At 37.6% G+C, this 18,106-nt stretch carries 18 protein-coding genes; 6 read left to right on the forward strand and 12 right to left on the reverse strand.

Annotation, left to right across the window (positions count from 1 at the left end):
* Position 1: 1 nt before the first annotated feature.
* From ABXH06_RS05545 to lrp, 10 genes are all read right to left on the reverse strand, one after another.
* A complete protein-coding gene (locus ABXH06_RS05545) occupies positions 2-331 on the reverse strand; it encodes a hypothetical protein (protein WP_311575566.1) in 330 nt (109 codons plus the stop codon).
* A gap of 90 nt (positions 332-421) precedes the next feature.
* Positions 422-1,918 carry an alanine/glycine:cation symporter family protein gene (locus tag ABXH06_RS05550; protein WP_311575569.1) on the reverse strand — a complete coding sequence of 499 codons (1,497 nt, stop codon included), beginning with the start codon at positions 1,916-1,918 and terminating at the stop codon, positions 422-424.
* A 50-nt stretch (positions 1,919-1,968) separates the two neighbouring features.
* Positions 1,969-3,096, reverse strand: a complete 1,128-nt coding sequence (locus ABXH06_RS05555) for a M14 family metallopeptidase (RefSeq protein WP_311575575.1) — start codon at positions 3,094-3,096, stop codon at positions 1,969-1,971.
* Between the two features lie 65 nt (positions 3,097-3,161).
* The gene (locus ABXH06_RS05560; RefSeq protein WP_311575579.1) at positions 3,162-3,566 is read right to left on the reverse strand and encodes a TlpA family protein disulfide reductase; all 405 of its coding nucleotides are present in this window, start codon (positions 3,564-3,566) and stop codon (positions 3,162-3,164) included.
* Between the two features lie 287 nt (positions 3,567-3,853).
* Positions 3,854-5,134 carry a serine--tRNA ligase gene (gene serS, locus ABXH06_RS05565; RefSeq protein WP_311575582.1) on the reverse strand — a complete coding sequence of 427 codons (1,281 nt, stop codon included), beginning with the start codon at positions 5,132-5,134 and terminating at the stop codon, positions 3,854-3,856.
* 24 nt (positions 5,135-5,158) lie between these two features.
* On the reverse strand, positions 5,159-5,560 hold the full coding sequence (crcB, locus tag ABXH06_RS05570) for a fluoride efflux transporter CrcB (RefSeq protein WP_311575586.1): 402 nt from the start codon (positions 5,558-5,560) through the stop codon (positions 5,159-5,161).
* Positions 5,553-6,908 carry a replication-associated recombination protein A gene (locus ABXH06_RS05575; RefSeq protein ID WP_353517566.1) on the reverse strand — a complete coding sequence of 452 codons (1,356 nt, stop codon included), beginning with the start codon at positions 6,906-6,908 and terminating at the stop codon, positions 5,553-5,555. The genes crcB and ABXH06_RS05575 overlap by 8 nt, the downstream gene beginning before the upstream one ends.
* Positions 6,895-7,578 (reverse strand): outer membrane lipoprotein periplasmic chaperone LolA, encoded by a 684-nt coding sequence (gene lolA / locus ABXH06_RS05580; RefSeq protein WP_311575592.1) that lies wholly within the window; start codon positions 7,576-7,578, stop codon positions 6,895-6,897. Before lolA ends, ABXH06_RS05575 begins: the two co-directional genes overlap by 14 nt.
* Before the next feature lie 4 nt (positions 7,579-7,582).
* Entirely contained in the window at positions 7,583-10,108 is a 2,526-nt protein-coding gene (locus ABXH06_RS05585; RefSeq protein ID WP_353517567.1) for a DNA translocase FtsK, read from the reverse strand.
* Between the two features lie 101 nt (positions 10,109-10,209).
* A complete protein-coding gene (gene lrp, locus ABXH06_RS05590; RefSeq protein ID WP_311575598.1) occupies positions 10,210-10,692 on the reverse strand; it encodes a leucine-responsive transcriptional regulator Lrp in 483 nt (160 codons plus the stop codon).
* A gap of 134 nt (positions 10,693-10,826) precedes the next feature.
* Between lrp and ald the strand changes: the two genes are divergently transcribed.
* The 5 genes from ald (at position 10,827) to infA (ending at position 14,880) form a co-directional block, all read left to right on the forward strand.
* A complete protein-coding gene (ald, locus tag ABXH06_RS05595) occupies positions 10,827-11,948 on the forward strand; it encodes an alanine dehydrogenase (protein ID WP_311575601.1) in 1,122 nt (373 codons plus the stop codon).
* A 259-nt stretch (positions 11,949-12,207) separates the two neighbouring features.
* Positions 12,208-13,161 (forward strand): thioredoxin-disulfide reductase, encoded by a 954-nt coding sequence (gene trxB, locus ABXH06_RS05600; RefSeq protein ID WP_311575604.1) that lies wholly within the window; start codon positions 12,208-12,210, stop codon positions 13,159-13,161.
* Positions 13,162-13,167: 6 nt separating this feature from the next.
* The gene (aat, locus tag ABXH06_RS05605; protein WP_353517568.1) at positions 13,168-13,782 is read left to right on the forward strand and encodes a leucyl/phenylalanyl-tRNA--protein transferase; all 615 of its coding nucleotides are present in this window, start codon (positions 13,168-13,170) and stop codon (positions 13,780-13,782) included.
* 94 nt (positions 13,783-13,876) lie between these two features.
* Positions 13,877-14,578: an arginyltransferase gene (locus ABXH06_RS05610; RefSeq protein WP_353517569.1), complete on the forward strand. Its 702-nt coding sequence runs from the start codon at positions 13,877-13,879 to the stop codon at positions 14,576-14,578.
* A gap of 83 nt (positions 14,579-14,661) precedes the next feature.
* Positions 14,662-14,880, forward strand: coding sequence for a translation initiation factor IF-1 (gene infA, locus ABXH06_RS05615; RefSeq protein WP_011043571.1), 219 nt, complete (start codon positions 14,662-14,664; stop codon positions 14,878-14,880).
* Between the two features lie 140 nt (positions 14,881-15,020).
* Here infA and clpA read toward each other — a convergent pair whose 3' ends face one another.
* Positions 15,021-17,276, reverse strand: a complete 2,256-nt coding sequence (gene clpA, locus ABXH06_RS05620) for an ATP-dependent Clp protease ATP-binding subunit ClpA (RefSeq protein ID WP_353517570.1) — start codon at positions 17,274-17,276, stop codon at positions 15,021-15,023.
* Positions 17,277-17,305: 29 nt separating this feature from the next.
* The gene (clpS, locus tag ABXH06_RS05625; RefSeq protein WP_311575640.1) at positions 17,306-17,626 is read right to left on the reverse strand and encodes an ATP-dependent Clp protease adapter ClpS; all 321 of its coding nucleotides are present in this window, start codon (positions 17,624-17,626) and stop codon (positions 17,306-17,308) included.
* A gap of 212 nt (positions 17,627-17,838) precedes the next feature.
* Here clpS and cspD point away from each other — a divergent pair, with 212 nt between their 5' ends.
* Positions 17,839-18,063 (forward strand): cold shock domain-containing protein CspD, encoded by a 225-nt coding sequence (gene cspD, locus ABXH06_RS05630; RefSeq protein WP_311575643.1) that lies wholly within the window; start codon positions 17,839-17,841, stop codon positions 18,061-18,063.
* Positions 18,064-18,106: the final 43 nt, after the last annotated feature.

Raw genomic sequence — 18,106 nt, forward strand, 5'->3', positions numbered from 1 at the left:
ATTATTTACTCTCTCGTTTTAATAAGATTAACTGCACTCGCGTAGCGATATAGATAAAAAAACCAATTACGGTAGATCCTACGGAAAGGTAATATTGCCATGTGCCAGGCTGCACATTCTTCCAGTAATAAACTAAGAAGCCACCACAAAACATTAACATTGCAATAAATGACCATGTCATAATGCGTTGTGATTTATTGATACGTTCAACTTGCCTATTCGCAGCAAGTTTTTCTTCATCTAAGTTCACTAAATCAATTTGACAATGTGAACATGATTTGGCTTTATCGGAAATTTTTTTACGACAACTTGGACAATTTATAACAGCCATATCTTTCCCTCTTAATTTCAATGGCGATATTCTACCTAATTAAAATAAAAAAAACGCCCTTATGGGCGTTTTTTATTAAATAATTCGATATTATTTTTTACTATCGTTTTCGAATTTTTTTTCCCAAAAGTCAGCATTTTTAATCCCTAATGATTTAGGATCAAATGTGTACTCACTTACACCTTCTTTTTGCTGTCGTTCATAATCTTTTAATGCTTTTATAGCAGGTTTAGACATAAAGAATATGATGATAATTCCGATAATATTTAACCACGCCATAATGCCAACACCAACATCCCCCATTCCCCAAGCAGCACTTGGCTCTGCGACGGTACCGTAAAAAACAGCGCACATAATTAATAGTTTTAAGAAAAATCTTAATACTGGGAATTTAATCGTTCGATTTATATAAGAAACATTGTTTTCAGCAATAAAGTAGTAAGCTAATACTGTTGTGAATGCGAAGAAAAACAATGCTAACGCGATAAATGGCTTACCAACGCCAGTTAATACACTATCCACTGCTATTTGCGTGAAAGCGGGACCATTGATCACAACATTTTCCGCTAAATTTTGTTCAACGAAAGCGGTTGCTCCTTCTGGCATCACGTTATATGACTGAGTAATTAAAATCATAAACGCTGTGGCAGAACAAACAAATAACGTATCAATGTATACAGAAAATGACTGCACTAAACCTTGTTGAGCGGGATGGTCAACTTCTGCAGCAGCTGCAGCATGAGGTCCAGTACCTTGACCGGCTTCATTAGAATAAACACCACGTTTTACCCCCCAACCTATCGCGGCACCAAAACCAGCCATTGGTGTGAATGCATCTGTAATAATCAGTGAGAATATTCCCGGTAATTTATCAATATTTAACGCGATAATTGAACATGCAATGATAATATAAGCAAGCGCCATAAATGGCACAACAACTTGCGTGAAACTAGCAATGCGTTTAACTCCGCCAAAGATAATAAAACCAAGAATTATGACAATAAAAACAGCGGCATATACTTTGGTTAATGGTAACTCTCCAATAACAGAATTAACCGTGCCCCCTTGACCAAATACATTTACTAATGCATCACCAATACCATTTGATTGCACAACCGGTAGTAATAAACCACAAGCTAAAATAGTGGCAAGCGCAAACGTCCATGCATACCATTTTTGCCCCATGGCTTTTTCAATATAATAAGCGGGACCACCGCGATAAACGCCATCTTCTTCTTCTTTATAAATTTGTGCGTTGGTCGATTCAATATAAGCTGTGGCAGCGCCTAAAAAGGCTACAACCCACATCCAAAACACAGCACCTGGACCGCCAAAACCAATAGCGGCAGCTACACCAGCAATATTACCGGTTCCGACTCGACCAGAAAGAGAAACTGCAAGCGCTTGGAATGATGAAATGCCTTTCTCGGAACTTTTACCTGACATTAACAGGCGCCACATTTCTCTAAAATGACGAATTTGGGTAAAGCGTGTGGCAATGGAGAAAAATATCCCGGCACCTAAACAAAGGTAAATAAGATACGAACTCCAAATATAACCATTAAGGGTATCGACTAATTCTTGCACTATTAACTCCTGAAATTATTATAATTATTTTATATGTAGTGGGTAACGGATTATCGTAACTCATCTACAATATGATAAATAGCCGTTAAAACATCTCGACCAAATAAACTACTTCTATTATCAGACCAACCTACACTATGATCTGGCAGTAAGTCATTATCTTTAAATGGCATTTCAATGGTATAGGATAAACACTTGAACTGTTCACCAACCCAAGTTGCACCCAGCGTCAGGTTTGCTTGACCTGCTTCGTCTTTATCATAACCAAACTCATCTTGAAACTCTGGCGTGATCGCTAATAATATATCTTTAAAAGATTCTTCCAATGAATGATGTCGTTCATCGTACGAAGGAATACCTTCACAACCAGCAACAAAATTATACGGAAGCGCTTCGTCACCGTGTATATCAAGAAACATATCAACGCCTGTTTCTAACATTTTATTTCGCACAAGGTAAACTTCAGGACTTGTTTCCATGCTAGGTGTAGCCCATTCACGATTTAAATTAGCACCAGCAGCATTTGTTCTTAAGTTACCTCTTACGGAGCCGTCAGGATTCATATTGGGTACTAAATAAAATACTGCTTTATTAAGTAAGGCACGAGCAACTCCATCATCTTCATCAAGTAATCTATCAATAAAGCCTTCCATAAACCATTCGGCCATAGTTTCACCAGGGTGTTGTCGCGCAGTTAACCAGATGACTTTTTTATTTTCACCTTCTTCACCCACTTTTAACACCGACATATCTCGTCCGTCGATTGTTTGCCCTAATACTTGCAATTGACAGTCAACATCTAACTGAGCTTGGTGTAATAAGTCTTGGTGGCGCTCATAACTATAGGGCGTAAAATAAGCAAAATACACGCTATCGTGATCGGGAGTAAAAGTGATAGTAAGGTTTTCACCATCGAATTCTGTAGGAACTCTAAACCAATGTTCTCTATCGTAAGAAGCAAGTGCTTGATAATTTTCCCAACCGTCAACAAACGCAGATTTACCAGCATTTCTTATCGTCATAATATGTTCTGCACGAACATTATTATTTAATTTAAAGTGAAACCATTGGAAGAAATCTGATTGATTATCTTTATTTATTTCTAAAATAATATTGTTGGGGGTATCGGCTTCTATAACATGAATGTTGCCGCTATCAAATTGAGCAGAAATTTGCATAGGATAAGATCTATTTTATTATTTGAAAGTCCTAGTGTACACAATCAGATATCAGATCAGAAGTACTAAAATGATCTTAAATAAAGACCTATCTCCGTTGAATATCCGATAGATTTTGAAATAACTGTATTATCTTCATCAATGACATAATAACTCGGATAACCGGGAACTTTGTATGCTTGTTTAACATTTTCATTGCCGATTGCGACCGGAAAAGTTAATTGATGCTGAGCGACAAAAGCTTCAATTTCTTCAACATCAACAAAATCTAAGGCAACCGCTATCACATTTATTGTTTCATTTTTCTCATAAAGTGCTTGTAAATTTTCGATACTGGCATGACAAATACTACACCATGGGGCAAAAAAGTAGATGACTGTTTTTTCATTAGCCGTTAATGAAACCACCTCACCTGTTACTGTTGGTACATTAAAGTTTAGCGCGCTTAAATTTTGCTGCGTATCAAGCATGCTTGATTCTTTAAACCAAGTGAGTAATTGAAAAATAACAAAAAATATTGTTATTTGAATAACTAAATTTTTCAACAAAATTAAACTCTACTTTGACAAGTCTGTTTTTATTAAGACCTAAGTAAACGATAAATAATTCGTTAAGGCGACAATTTTTTTAACTTTACGAATAAACATAAAAATGAGCTTATTAGATACCATTGATTATTCATTTAGCAAAAAAAATCCGACCAAAAGCCGGATTGTTATAAAACGAAATCATCGTCGTTAATGAAACATAAACGCAATTAACTAATCTTAGTTAAACCTTTCATATAAGGTTGTAAAACCGTTGGAATATTAATACTACCATCTGCTTGTTGGTAATTTTCTAAAACCGCAACTAAAGTTCTTCCCACGGCTAAACCAGAGCCATTTAAGGTATGGACTAATTCAGGTTTATTGGTTTGTGAATTTCTAAAACGAGCTTGCATACGACGTGCTTGAAAATCCCCCATATTTGAACAAGAAGAAATTTCACGATAAGTATTTTGTGCCGGCAACCACACTTCAATATCAAAGGTTTTGGTGGCGCTAAAGCCAATATCACCGGTACATAACACAACTGTACGATATGGTAATTCGAGTTTTTCAAGAATTTTTTCAGCATGACCGGTTAATTCATCTAACGCGGTAAACGAATCTTCAGGTTTAACAATTTGCACCATCTCAACTTTGTCAAATTGATGTTGACGAATGAGCCCGCGAATATCACGCCCTGACGAGCCTGCTTCACTGCGAAAGCATGGTGTATGAGCGCACATTTTTATCGGTAATGCTGATTCTTCAACAATTTCATCTCTGACTAAGTTAGTTAAAGGGACTTCTGCCGTAGGGATCAGTGAAAATTGACGATTGGCTAAATCTGTGTGAAATAAATCTTCACCAAATTTCGGTAATTGTCCCGTTCCATACAATGAATCGTGATTGACAAGATAGGGTACGTACATTTCTTGATAGCCGTTTTCTTCACTATGTACATCAATCATAAACTGAGCAAGTGCACGGTGTAATTTTGCAATATTGCCTCGCATCACCGCAAATCGCGTTCCGGCTAATTTAGCCCCACTTTCAAAATCTAACCCTTTATCTAAAGCGACAGCAAGATCAACATGATCTTTTACTTCAAAATCAAAAGTTTTTGGCGTTCCCCAACGTCGCACTTCAACATTGTCATCTTCACTTTCACCATGAGGAACAGAGTCATGAATTAAATTGGGGACGGCTGATACAATGGTAGATATTTGCGCCAATACCGCTTTCTCTTCTTCTTTAGCGGCTTCAAGATCTGCCCCTAATTGATTTACTTCTGCGAGTAACGGTTGAATATCTTCACCACGTGCTTTTGCTTGTCCGATAGATTTAGAGCGGGTATTTCGTTGACTTTGCAATTCTTGTGTTTTTACTTGAATCGCTTTACGTTGCTCTTCTAATTGCGTTAATAAAGCAGTGTCTAAGGTATAACCACGTTTAGCCAGTTGTGCTGCAGTAGTTTCAATGTCTGTTCTAAATAATTTTGGATCTAGCATTATTGGTCACGTCTGAATGTAAGTTTATTTATTAAAAAAAGTAACTAAATAAATGCCTATACCCGCTGCAAATATACATAAGCTTACATTGAGTAGCACATTTATCATGGCTTTAAATAGTTCACCTTGTTGCATTAATAATAATGTATCAAGGGAGAAGGTTGAAAAGGTGGTAAATGCCCCTAAAAAACCAATACCTATTAATGTTCGGTAGATGCTAACTTCAATAACACCTTGTTCAATGAGTCCGTATAACGTTCCCATTATTAATGAGCCGGAAATATTAACCGCCAGCGTCGCAAAAGGGAATCCTTTTCCGAGCCAATTTAATATTAATTGCGAAATATAAAACCGCAAACTCGCCCCACCTGCTCCACCAAGAGCAACAAAAGCATATAAAGTGAAATTACTTACCGAATTAGTCATAACGTTTATCTTGTGATTGTTGATCTAATTGTTTTAAGAAAGCTAATTTTTCTTTTAATTGTTTCTCCAAGCCACGGTCACTTGGTTGATAGAAACACGTATGGGCAATAGGTTCAGGAAAATAATTTTCTCCGGCAGCATAAGCATTGGCCTCGTTGTGCGCATAACGATATTCACAGCCATGCCCTAAGTCTTGAGTGATAGCACTGGTCGCATTCTTTAAATGTAAAGGAACATCAAGGTTTGCCGTTTCTTTTGCTAACGCCATAGATTGCTTAAATGCTTGATAAACTGCATTACTCTTAGGAGCTAACGCCATATATACCGCTGCTTGAGCGATTGCACGCTCACCTTCACTTGGTCCTACACGTTGGTAAGTATCCCAAGCATTAATCGCTAATTGCATTGCTCTAGGATCAGCATTACCAATATCTTCACTGGCTATGGCTAATAAACGTCTTGCCACATAAAGCGCGTCACCACCGCCGGTTAATATTCGAGCATACCAATAAAGTGCAGCATCAGGATCTGAGCCCCTAACCGATTTATGAAAAGCGCTGATCATATCGTAAAAGGCATCACCACCTTTATCATATAACGCTATTTTATTGCCCGCCACTTGCTTTATTTGTTCACTTGCAATAATAATTTCATCATTAATAGCATCAACTAAATCTAAACAATTCTCTAATAAATTCAGTAGCCTTCTCGCATCACCATCAGCTAATTTAATCAACTGATGACGAGCATTATCTTTAAACTTGATGTGCAATTGCTGTGTGCGAGTTAAGTAATTTAAGCCATTTTCTAAGACATCGGCTAAATCAAGTTCCGTTAATTTTTTAAGTGTATAGACTCGAGTTCTTGACAGAATCGCTTGGTTAAGTTCAAACGCTGGATTTTCGGTAGTGGCACCAATAAAGATTATCGTACCGTCTTCAATATGAGGTAAAAAAGCATCTTGCTGACTTTTATTAAAACGATGAACTTCATCAACAAAAAGAACGGTTCGTTTTTGTTGATGTATTGCCCTATCTTTTGCATTGCTGATCGCTTCTCGAATATCTTTTATCCCTGATGTGACAGCAGAAATTCGGGCTATTTCAGCGTCAGCATGGCTGGCAATAATTTCTGCTAGGGTTGTTTTGCCGGTTCCTGGCGGTCCCCAAAAAATTACCGAATGACACTTTCCTTGTTCGATCGCTTTTTGTAAAGGCATCCCCGCAGCTAATATATGTTGCTGCCCTACGTAATCGTTTAGGGTTTTAGGTCTTAACTTTGCTGCAAGCGGTTGAAAATCAAGATTGTCATCGAAAGTTAAAGATAATTCGCCGTTAGCGCTGGTCATCGAGATATACGCCATCTGGTAAGATAAATTTAAATAAATTAGGCTCAATAGTCTGATTAATCGCGACATCAGCCAGTTTAATAACACTTAATTGGCCGGTTGAGTCAATTATACTTAAACTTTTCAGTATGGCGCTATTGGAAACAAAGTTCAGTTCAAGTGTTTTAACACGACTATTGATGTCATTGGCATGAATTAAAAAATCATCATGATTGGTTTGAGTCACGCTATATTGTTGCCACAATACTTTATCCGTAGACGTTAATAATAAAATGGGAGTGTTAGCCACTGAGTCGTCAACTCGATATGCTGTTGCTTGCTCTATAAAAGGGTCGTAAAACCACAAGGTTTCACCATCTGAAACAATCACTGATTCTTCAGGTTGTTCCGTTTGCCAAAAAACTAAATTGGGTTTTTTAACTGAAAGTTTGCCATGGCCTTCTTGTAAAATATTTTGTTCTTCATCGATCACTTGCTGAGAAAAGGTCGCTGAGAAATGGTCAAAGCCAGATAAACGTTCCATCAATGCTTGCTTTGCCATAGAAACTTGTTGCGACTCTGAGCTAGCGAATACATCAGTGGATTGCTCAGCAAAGATTTTTGCTGGCATAAATAACAATGCGCTACAAAGCAAATGAGCCGATAATAATTGTTTTAACGTTAATTTCATGAATTTAGTCTCTTACAGGAGGTGGCGCTAACACTTCTCGAGCACCATTATGGCCTGGAGTGCTAACCACCCCTTGCGATTCCATATCTTCAACAATTCGTGCTGCACGGTTATAACCAATCCGAAATTTGCGTTGTACACTGGAAATAGATACGCGTCGACTCGTGGTCACAAATTCTACTGCTTCATCATAAAGCGTATCTAGTTCGGCATTTTCATCGGCTTCTGCTTGTTCTCCCGGTAAGAGAATTTCATTCTCTGTATCACCGGTTAAGATATCTTCAACATAAGCAGGTTCACCGCGTGACTTCCAGTCATTAACCACCGCATGTACTTCATCATCATTAACAAAAGCACCATGAACGCGCACAGATACTGCTTCACCAGGAGGCAGATAAAACATATCCCCCATGCCAAGTAATTGTTCTGCGCCTTGTTGATCAAGGATAATACGAGACTCCATTCTTGATTGTACCCGTAAGGCCATACGCGTAGGAATATTTGCTTTTATCAAGCCAGTAATAACATCTGCGGATGGACGTTGTGTTGCTAAGATCAAATGCATACCAGCGGCTCGAGCTTTTTGAGCAATTCGAGCGATTAGCTCTTCCACCTTTTTACCAGCAACCATCATCATATCAGCGAATTCATCCACTAAAATGACGATAGCAGGAAGTTTCTCTAATAACGGTGGTGTTTGGCTAAAGGCATCACTGGGTTGCCATAACGGATCGATTAATGGCTCCCCGGCTTCTTGAGCTTTAACGACTTTCTCATTAAAGCCTTTTAAATTTCTGACACCCAAAGCTGACATTAGTTTATAACGACGTTCCATTTCACCAACACACCAACGAAGTGCATTCGCTGCCTCTTTCATGTCAGTGACTACTTCAGAAAGTAAATGCGGAATACCGTTATATACAGATAGCTCTACTTGTTTCGGATCAATCATGATCATTCGCACTTCTTCAGGCGATGATTTATATAGAATACTAACAATCATGGTATTAACCGCAACAGACTTACCAGAGCCCGTAGTACCAGCAACAAGTAAATGTGGCATTTTAGCTAAATCGGCTACAACCGGTTTTCCTGAAATATCGCTACCTATTGCCATAGCAAGGTTGGAGGAAGAATCAGAAAACTTTTTATCTGAAATAACATCAGCAAAAAATACCGTTTCTCTAAACTTATTCGGTAATTCAATACCTATAACTGATTTACCTTCGATTACTTCGACTACTCGAACACTTTTAGCTGATAAAGAACGAGCAATATCTTGTGATAAACCACTAACTTTACTGGCTTTAATACCAGGAGCTAAATCTAACTCAAAACGAGTAATAACAGGACCAGGAAAAACGCCGACGACTTCAGCTTTCACGCCAAACTCTAAAAGTTTTTCTTCGACTAATCGGCTTATTTGTTCAAGTTCAACAGGATCTATGGGGTTATCGGAGCGATTTGGACGGTCTAATAACTCTAAGGAAGGTAAACCTTGAGATATGTCACTTTTGTGTTTGTTAACTTTAGCCGCTGGTTCATCAACTACTATCGGCTCTTCTGCTTCAAATGCCGCATTTATCTCATCTTCACTGACATGTTCTTGTACATTGATGGCTAATGGCTCTCCCATTAAATCATCAATATCAACAAAGTGTTCAATTTCATCGTCAAGCTTGAAAGGGATATCATCTTTGCTTTCAGCAAAGGCTTCGGTATTGTGATCGGTAGTAATGGTGTTTAAGTCGGCTTGATAACTTGCTTCATCGTCGTCAGGATAATTATCAGATGCATGTAAGCTATTGGATGTATGCGCTTGTAGCGTTTGTTTTTCGGTGTTTTCTAACTCTTTAACTTTGGCTTTTTTTGCTAATTTGTTTAATTTAGTTTGATCTTCAGTATCGAACTGAGTGCCAAATTTATCTTTTAACAAACGGGGTAACTGAGCTAAACCAAAGGCAAATTTAATAGTTTGCGCACCAATATAATCGATCATTTTCAATAAAGATAAGCCGGTTAATAATACAAAACCGGTGCCAATGAACATCAAAAATAATAATGTGCTACCTACAAATGAAAAATATGGGATAAGCCCGTTACTTAAAATATCACCCAATATCCCGCCAGCTGAAAAGTAAAAGACATCATCAAAATTCATACTGGCAATTGCCGTAACGCCGATATAAAACATAATAAAGCCGATGAATTTCAAACCTAAGGTTAAATAATCGAGCTGAATTAATCGATGGTATTTCTGAAATAACACCCAACCAGTTAAGGCAATCACAAAAGGTAAGCTATAAGCGATAAGGCCAAATAAATTAAGAAGCAAATCAGATAAATATGCGCCAACTGCCCCACCTAAATTACGAATAGGAGTTTGATAGCCAGTTTGTGACCAACCGGGATCGGCCGGATCAAAACTAAATAAAGCCATCATAATGTACATAGCAAAAACACAAGAAACTAAAAGCCCTGCTTCTAATAACCGTTGTACACCATTTAATTTTGAAGATTCTACAGACAAATTACGCGCCAAAAATTCTATTGTTGTTATATACAGTAAAGTATCAAAATATTGTAATAAGTTAAACGCTTTAATCAATAGCTAAGGCGTTTTAATTAACATTATCGTTTGATCGGTAAAAAATTAGTCGATTTGACTTCTTCCATGACCACATAAGTACGGCTTTCACTTACCGCAGGTAATCGTAATAACGTATCGCCAAGTAATTGCCTATACGCTGTCATATCTGCAACACGCGTTTTCAATAAAAAATCAAAATCACCCGATACCAAATGGCATTCTTGGATCACTTCTAAATCATCCACCGCTTTTGAAAAATCATCAAATACATCGGGACTGGTTTTAGTTAATGTTATTTCTACAATAACTAAAAGAGCAGCCTCTAATTTTTCAGGGTTTAATATCGCTTGATAGCCTTTGATATAGTTGTCATTTTCTAAACGTTTTACTCGCTCTAAGCATGGTGTAGGACTTAACCCTACTCTTTTAGATAATTCAACATTTGATAAACGGCCGTTTTGTTGTAGCTCAAATAAAATATTTTTATCGATACGGTCTAATTTTTTTTCTGCCAACAAACTCATTATATAAAAAACCAATAATATTTATATTTACGATATTATATGCTGACTTACTGAAAATTACGACAGGTTAATCTAGAAATTTAGCACTATACTAGTCGCAAATATTACAACAGCATTACAAAAGAGAGTTAAGTATGATTATTGGTGTACCAAAAGAAATTAAAAATCACGAGTATCGTATCGGTTTAACGCCAGCAGGTGTTAAAGAGCTAATCGTCAATGGCCATGATGTTATTGTTGAAAATAATGGTGGCGCGTCAATCGGTTTTGATAATGAACAATATATCGCAGCCGGCGCTAAAATCATTGATTCTGCAGAAGAAATTTTTGCCACGGCAGAAATGATCATAAAAGTAAAAGAGCCACAACCTAACGAATGTAAAATGCTTCGTCCAGGTCAAGTTCTCTTCACTTACTTACACTTAGCCCCAGATCCACAACAAACAGAATTATTAGTTGCTTCAGGTGCTACTTGTATCGCTTATGAAACTGTTACCTCTGCTGCTGGTGGTTTACCGTTATTAGCGCCAATGTCAGAAGTTGCTGGCCGTATGTCTATTCAAGCTGGTGCTCACGCCCTTGAAAAAGCACAAGGCGGTTTAGGTGCCCTTCTTGGTGGTGTACCAGGTGTTGCTCCTGCCAAAGTATTAGTTGTTGGTGGTGGCGTTGTTGGTACACAAGCGGCTCGTATGGCCGTTGGTATGGGTGCTGACGTGACTATTTTAGATCGCTCATTGCCTCGATTACGTCAATTAGATACGGAATTTGATGGTCGTTTAAAAACCGTTTATTCAACTGCTGATGCGATGGATCAATTAATTATTGATGCTGATTTAGTCATAGGTGCAGTACTTATTCCAGGTGCAGCAGCACCAAAATTAGTGACCAAAGAACATATCAAGTCAATGAAAAAAGGCGCTGTTGTTGTTGATGTAGCCATTGATCAGGGGGGTTGTTTTGCAACGTCTAAAGCGACAACTCACCAAGAACCAACCTATGTAGTGGATGATGTGGTTCATTATTGTGTAGCAAATATGCCTGGTGGTGTCGCACGTACGTCAACCATGGCGTTAACTAATGCAACATTACCCTTTGCAGTGACACTCGCTAATAAAGGCGCCAAGCAAGCCTTATTAGATGACGAACACTTAATGGCTGGTTTAAACGTTTTAGGTGGTAAGATTACCTATAAACCAGTCGCTGATGATTTAGGTTATAACTATGTTTCGCCACAAGAAGCATTAGCTGCTTTATAAACATCGCGAGTATGTTTAAAACTTGAACAAGTAAAAAGCTCCTTGCGTGAATTCACTAGGAGTTTTTTATTTATAAAGCAAAAGTGTTATATCGTATTTGTTCAACAACTATACGAAAGATTAACAACTCGTACAAAAATTATTGCATTTAAATCCCCTTATCGAATATTTATCTTGAAAAGTTAGTGTACCTACTTGAGATCTTCCCTTAATATCCCAATCATTAAGTTATTCAAATTTTATATTACTGGAGTAATTCATGAGCGAAGCAAGACATTGCCCGTTACTCATTTTGGGCTCAGGCCCAGCTGGCTATACTGCTGCTGTTTATGCAGCCCGCGCAAACTTAAAACCTGTAATGATCACAGGTATGCAACAAGGGGGTCAATTAACAACAACCACCGAAGTTGAAAATTGGCCAGGAGATGCTGACGATCTAACAGGTCCAGCGTTAATGGAACGTATGCAAAAGCATGCTGAAAAGTTTGATACTGAAATTATTTTTGATCATATTGAATCCGTAGATTTCTCCTCAAAGCCTTACAAATTGTCAGGTAGTAGCGAATACACTTGTGATGCTTTGATTATATGTACCGGAGCATCCGCTCAATATTTAGGTCTACCATCTGAAGAAGCTTTCATGGGTAAAGGTGTGTCAGCTTGTGCAACATGTGATGGATTCTTTTACCGCAATCAAAAAGTAGCGGTTGTTGGTGGCGGTAATACTGCGGTTGAAGAAGCGCTTTATTTATCGAATATTGCATCAGAAGTACATTTAGTACATCGTCGCGACACTTTCCGTTCAGAAAAAATATTGACTGACCGTTTAATGGAAAAAGTTAAAAACGGTAATATCATCTTGCATACTGATCGCACTTTAGATGAAGTATTAGGTGACAACATGGGTGTTACAGGCATTCGAGTTAAAGATACAAAATCGGATGCGACTGAAAATATCGACGTAGCAGGTTGTTTTATAGCCATTGGTCACAAGCCAAATACAGATATATTTAAAGATCAATTAGCGATGAAAGATGGTTATATTACCATCAATAGTGGTACACAAGGTAACGCGACTCAAACAAGTGTTGAAGGTATTTATGCTGCTGGTGACGTTGCCGATCATATCTATCGTCAAGCGATCACTTCTGCAGGTGCTGGTTGTATGGCAGCGCTTGACGCAGAACGCTATTTAGACGCAAAAGGCGCTTAATAACATATGACTCAGACTATCCCATTATTGTCATCGGATAGTCTGATTTTCCCTCCTGTTCACTCCGCGCTTAAAGAGCCAAATGGATTACTTGCCTTTGGCGGCGATTTAACCCCTAAGCGATTAGCTAAAGCTTATTCATCAGGAATATTTCCTTGGTTTAGTGAAGGTGAAGTTATCATGTGGTGGAGCCCCGATCCTCGTGGCGTCATTTATTGTAACGAATTAAAAATAAATAAAACCCTCAGAAAGCATCTTAAAAAACAGACATTTACTGTAACGCTTAATCACGCTTTTGAAGAAGTTATTGAGCTATGTGCTGATGCGCCCTTTCGTAAAGAAGGTACTTGGATTGTTGATGAGATGATAGACGCTTACATAAACATGCACCAAGAAGGTTTAGCCCATTCCATTGAAGTATGGTCAGGCAATCAATTAGTCGGTGGTTTGTACGGCGTGGCCATAAACGGTTACTTTTCGGGTGAGTCAATGTTTTATAAACAAAGTAATGCTTCAAAAACCGCACTAGTTTATTTAATTGATTTGCTTAAGAGTCAAAATGTTGAATTTCTCGATTGCCAAATGTTAAACCCTTTCTTAGCAGAGATGGGCTGTTGTTAAATATCACGTGATGCTTTTCTTCAACATAAAGCACAAGCCTTAAAAAATCGATTACCCAATGATTTTTGGCAGCCACGTCAACTATACTTAAAAGATGAATGAAAATTATCAATTAGGGATCAGTCAAACATTTCCCTGCAGTTATTTACCGGATCAGCAAGAGCGATTGTTAATTGCGGTTGATGAACGCCTACAAGACGCTGAGCATTATGGCTGGTTAATGTCGCAAGGCTTTCGTCGAAGTGGTGATCAAATATATCGTCCTCATTGTATAAACTGCAGGGCTTGTCAATCCTTAAGGGTGCTGGCGCATGATTACGTGCCAACAAAGAGTCAAAAGCGATTATTAAAGAAAAACGGTACCTATACCATTAAAGTCAATGATGAATTACAAGAAAGTTATTACCCTTTATATAAAAATTATATCAATGAAATTCATAAAGATGGTGCTATGTACCCCGCTAACTATGCACAATATCAAAGTTTTTTAAGTGGCAAACTCACCCAACAATTATTTTTAGAAATATGGCATGATGAACGACTGATCAGTGTAGCTGTGACGGATATTTTAAGTCATGCATTATCGGCTGTTTATACCTTTTACCACCCTGACTATCGAAAAAATGGCATCGGTGCTTTTTCGATCATTCAACAAATACTCTTGGCAGATAAATTAAACAAAAAATATCTTTATCTAGGTTATCAAATAGATGATTGTCAAAAGATGAATTATAAAAATCGTTATTATCCTCACCAGCTTTTGAAAGAAAATAGCTGGAAAACCATAAATAAATAACACTATAGCTTTACTTTAGCCGCTGATTTGGGCATTATCTGCGCAGCTTTTTATTAACGCACAATTTAGAGGTTTAACGCCCAATGGCGAAAGAAGAAAATATTGAAATGCAAGGTACGGTTTTAGATACCTTACCAAATACTATGTTTCGTGTTGAATTAGAAAATGGACACGTTGTAACGGCTCATATCTCAGGAAAAATGCGTAAAAACTATATTCGTATTTTAACGGGCGATAAAGTAACAGTTGAGTTAACACCTTACGATTTATCTAAAGGCCGCATTATTTTCCGTGCAAGATAATAGCAATAAATTTTTTAAAGAAGCTCTAGTTATAGAGCTTTTTTTATACCTGAAATTTTATGATTACAAATAAAAAAGCAAATAACCTCATCATGTTATTTGCTTAAGAATGATATAAAAATGAATTAAGAGCGTTAAACTTAATGTTCAACAAGTTCCTTTTTAGACTCATAACTTAATACAAGCTTATCTTTCTTAACTCCTATTTTCGCAATACCACCGTGAGTCAAACCGCCAAAAAGTAATTCATTGGCTAATGGTTTTTTCAGATGCTCTTGGATCAAACGCGACATAGGCCGTGCTCCCATCGCTTTATCGTATCCATGCGTTGCTAACCATTTTTTAGCGTCTTTCGTTAACTCTAACGAAACGCCTTTTTCATCTAATTGAGCTTGGAGTTCAACAATAAATTTATCCACAACTTGATGGATCACATCATCCGATAAATGATTGAACCAAACAATATTGTCTAAACGGTTTCTAAATTCTGGAGAAAATACTTTATTGATTTCATCCATGGCATCAACACTATGATCTTGCTGTTTAAAGCCGATTGACTGACGAGTAGTTTCTTGAACCCCCGCGTTGGTCGTTAGCACTAAAGTAATGTTTCTAAAGTCGGCTTTACGGCCATTATTATCCGTTAATGTTCCATGGTCCATCACCTGCAACAAAATGTTGTATACATCTTCATGAGCCTTTTCTATCTCATCTAATAAGACAACTGCATGAGGGTGCTTTAAAACGGCATCTGTGAGTAGACCACCTTGTTCATACCCCACATAACCAGGAGGAGCACCTATTAAGCGGCTAACTGCATGTTTTTCCATATATTCAGACATATCATAGCGCAGTAACTCAACCCCTAATATTTTAGCTAATTGTTGGGTGACTTCCGTTTTACCGACCCCCGTAGGGCCAGCAAATAAAAACGAACCGATAGGTTTTTCTTCATTACCTAAACCAGCACGCGATAACCGGATCACGGAGCTAAGTTCATCAATGGCATGATCTTGACCAAAAACAACTAATTTTAAATTTCTATCTAAGGTTTTTAAGCTGTCTTTTTCAGAAGAAGATACTGATTTTTCAGGAATACGAGCGATTTTTGCAACGATCGTTTCTATATCATTATCGTTAATAACTTTTTTACGTTTTGATGCTGCAACTAATTGTTGTTTAGCGCCTGCTTCATCAATGACATCAATGGCTTTGTCCGGTAAAAATCGTTCATTTATATATTTAGCAGATAACTTAGCAGCAGCATGTAACGCCTTATTGGTATAACGAATCCCATGATGTGATTCGTACTTTTCTTTTAAGCCTTGTAATATTTTAGTGGTATCAGAAACACTGGGTTCTACAACATCAATTTTCTGAAAACGACGAGCTAAAGCGCGATCTTTTTCAAAAATACTTTGATACTCTTGGTAAGTTGTCGAGCCAACACATTTCAATTTACCTGATGATAAGAGTGGTTTAATTAAATTGGACGCATCCATCATGCCACCAGAAGCCGCACCAGCGCCGATAATCGTATGGATCTCATCGACAAATAAAATAGCATTCCCTTCTTTTTCCAATTCTTTTAGCAATGCTTTAAACCGTTTTTCAAAATCACCACGATATTTTGTCCCTGCTAGTAACGCCCCCATATCTAACGAATAGATGGTGGCATCTTTTAAAAACTCCGGAACTTTTTCTGAAATGATGAGATTCGCAAGGCCTTCTGCAATAGCGGTTTTGCCAACTCCCGCTTCCCCCACGTATAAAGGATTATTTTTACGTCGACGGCCAAGCACCTGCAGGGTTCGTTCAAGCTCACTTTCACGCCCGACAAGCGGATCAATATTGCCGCTTCTTGCTTCATCATTTAAATTTGTCGCAAAATTTTCAATGGTTCTAGGCTCTTCATCAGTTTGCTGTGTTGTTTCTTCTACAGATTGAGCATCATTTAGTTCAACTTTAGCAATGCCATGAGAGATATAATTAACAATATCTAATCGGCTGATATCTGATTTTTTAAGAAAATAAGCGGCCTGTGATTCTTGTTCGCTAAAAATGGCGACCAAGACGTTAGAGCCATTGACTTCGCTTTTACCCGAAGATTGCACATGAAAAACCGCTCGTTGCAGAACTCGTTGAAACCCTAGTGTAGGTTGTGTTTCTCGTTCTTCTTCACCAGCAGGGATAACAGGCGTTGTTTCTCCAATAAAATCAAGCAACTCTTTGCGTAATTTACTCATATCTGCACCACATGCTTGTAATGCATCAATAGAAGAAGGGTTATCTAATAACGCCAATAATAGATGCTCAACCGTCATAAACTCATGGCGGGACTCTTTGGCTTGGCGGAACGCCAGATTAAGGGAAATTTCTAAATCTTTATTTAACATAGGCTACTCCACATTAAAACCTAGTAACATTACGCTTTCTCCATCGTGCACTTTAAAGGGTGCTGATTTTCTAAGGCATAATTGCACACTTGATTTACTTTCATCTCTGCTACTTCTGCAGTAAATGTGCCACAACGGCCTTTACCTTTGTAATGAATTTCTAACATTACATCAGTTGCTTTTTCTTCATTCATACTAAAAAATTTTCGCAATACATCTATGACAAAATCCATCGGAGTATAATCATCATTTAATAAAACAACATTATACATTGGCGGTTTTTGATATTGCTTTTCAACTTCTTTTTCGAGGAGTTCTTGATCCTCAATCGATGGTTTCCAATTACTCATATTTCTATATTAGTCTGTCGCAGCAATTTTTGCTGCATCATTTTTGATAAAACAAGATAAAATTCTGTTAAATATATGTGAATTTTACTTGACTATTTAAATAAATTATCTACGATTTAATCAGTGGCGATTTATTAGTCACTTTTTTTAGGTGGATAATGCTTTTGGGGAAGCATACCTAATTACCGATGATTTTAGAAGGAAGTTGAAGTATGGCTCACGGTACAGTTAAGTGGTTTAATAACGCGAAAGGTTTTGGTTTTATTCGTCCTGAAGATGGTGGAGAGGATATATTTGCTCATTACTCAACCATACAAATGGATGGTTATCGTACGTTAAAAGCGGGACAGGATGTAAATTACGAACTAAATGCAGGTCCTAAAGGGCATCATGCAGCAAGTATTACTCCTAATGATATTGAAGAATCAAACGAATAACGCTTTTTATTTGTTAATATCAATATTACTCAAGTATATTTAA

The organism is Thalassotalea sp. SU-HH00458, from assembly GCF_040362795.1.
Taxonomy (GTDB): domain Bacteria; phylum Pseudomonadota; class Gammaproteobacteria; order Enterobacterales; family Alteromonadaceae; genus Thalassotalea_H; species Thalassotalea_H castellviae.

What these genes read in the sequence shown, in the direction of transcription:
- ABXH06_RS05545 (WP_311575566.1), bottom strand. Translation starts at nt 331, where the DNA reads ATGGCTGTTATAAATTGTCCAAGTTGTCGTAAAAAAATTTCCGATAAA.
- ABXH06_RS05555 (WP_311575575.1), bottom strand. Translation starts at nt 3,096, where the DNA reads ATGCAAATTTCTGCTCAATTTGATAGCGGCAACATTCATGTTATAGAA.
- ABXH06_RS05560 (WP_311575579.1), bottom strand. Translation starts at nt 3,566, where the DNA reads ATGCTTGATACGCAGCAAAATTTAAGCGCGCTAAACTTTAATGTACCA.
- serS (WP_311575582.1), bottom strand. Translation starts at nt 5,134, where the DNA reads ATGCTAGATCCAAAATTATTTAGAACAGACATTGAAACTACTGCAGCA.
- crcB (WP_311575586.1), bottom strand. Translation starts at nt 5,560, where the DNA reads ATGACTAATTCGGTAAGTAATTTCACTTTATATGCTTTTGTTGCTCTT.
- ABXH06_RS05575 (WP_353517566.1), bottom strand. Translation starts at nt 6,908, where the DNA reads ATGACCAGCGCTAACGGCGAATTATCTTTAACTTTCGATGACAATCTT.
- lolA (WP_311575592.1), bottom strand. Translation starts at nt 7,578, where the DNA reads ATGAAATTAACGTTAAAACAATTATTATCGGCTCATTTGCTTTGTAGC.
- lrp (WP_311575598.1), bottom strand. Translation starts at nt 10,692, where the DNA reads ATGAGTTTGTTGGCAGAAAAAAAATTAGACCGTATCGATAAAAATATT.
- ald (WP_311575601.1), top strand. Translation starts at nt 10,827, where the DNA reads ATGATTATTGGTGTACCAAAAGAAATTAAAAATCACGAGTATCGTATC.
- trxB (WP_311575604.1), top strand. Translation starts at nt 12,208, where the DNA reads ATGAGCGAAGCAAGACATTGCCCGTTACTCATTTTGGGCTCAGGCCCA.
- aat (WP_353517568.1), top strand. Translation starts at nt 13,168, where the DNA reads ATGACTCAGACTATCCCATTATTGTCATCGGATAGTCTGATTTTCCCT.
- ABXH06_RS05610 (WP_353517569.1), top strand. Translation starts at nt 13,877, where the DNA reads ATGAATGAAAATTATCAATTAGGGATCAGTCAAACATTTCCCTGCAGT.
- infA (WP_011043571.1), top strand. Translation starts at nt 14,662, where the DNA reads ATGGCGAAAGAAGAAAATATTGAAATGCAAGGTACGGTTTTAGATACC.
- clpA (WP_353517570.1), bottom strand. Translation starts at nt 17,276, where the DNA reads ATGTTAAATAAAGATTTAGAAATTTCCCTTAATCTGGCGTTCCGCCAA.
- clpS (WP_311575640.1), bottom strand. Translation starts at nt 17,626, where the DNA reads ATGAGTAATTGGAAACCATCGATTGAGGATCAAGAACTCCTCGAAAAA.
- cspD (WP_311575643.1), top strand. Translation starts at nt 17,839, where the DNA reads ATGGCTCACGGTACAGTTAAGTGGTTTAATAACGCGAAAGGTTTTGGT.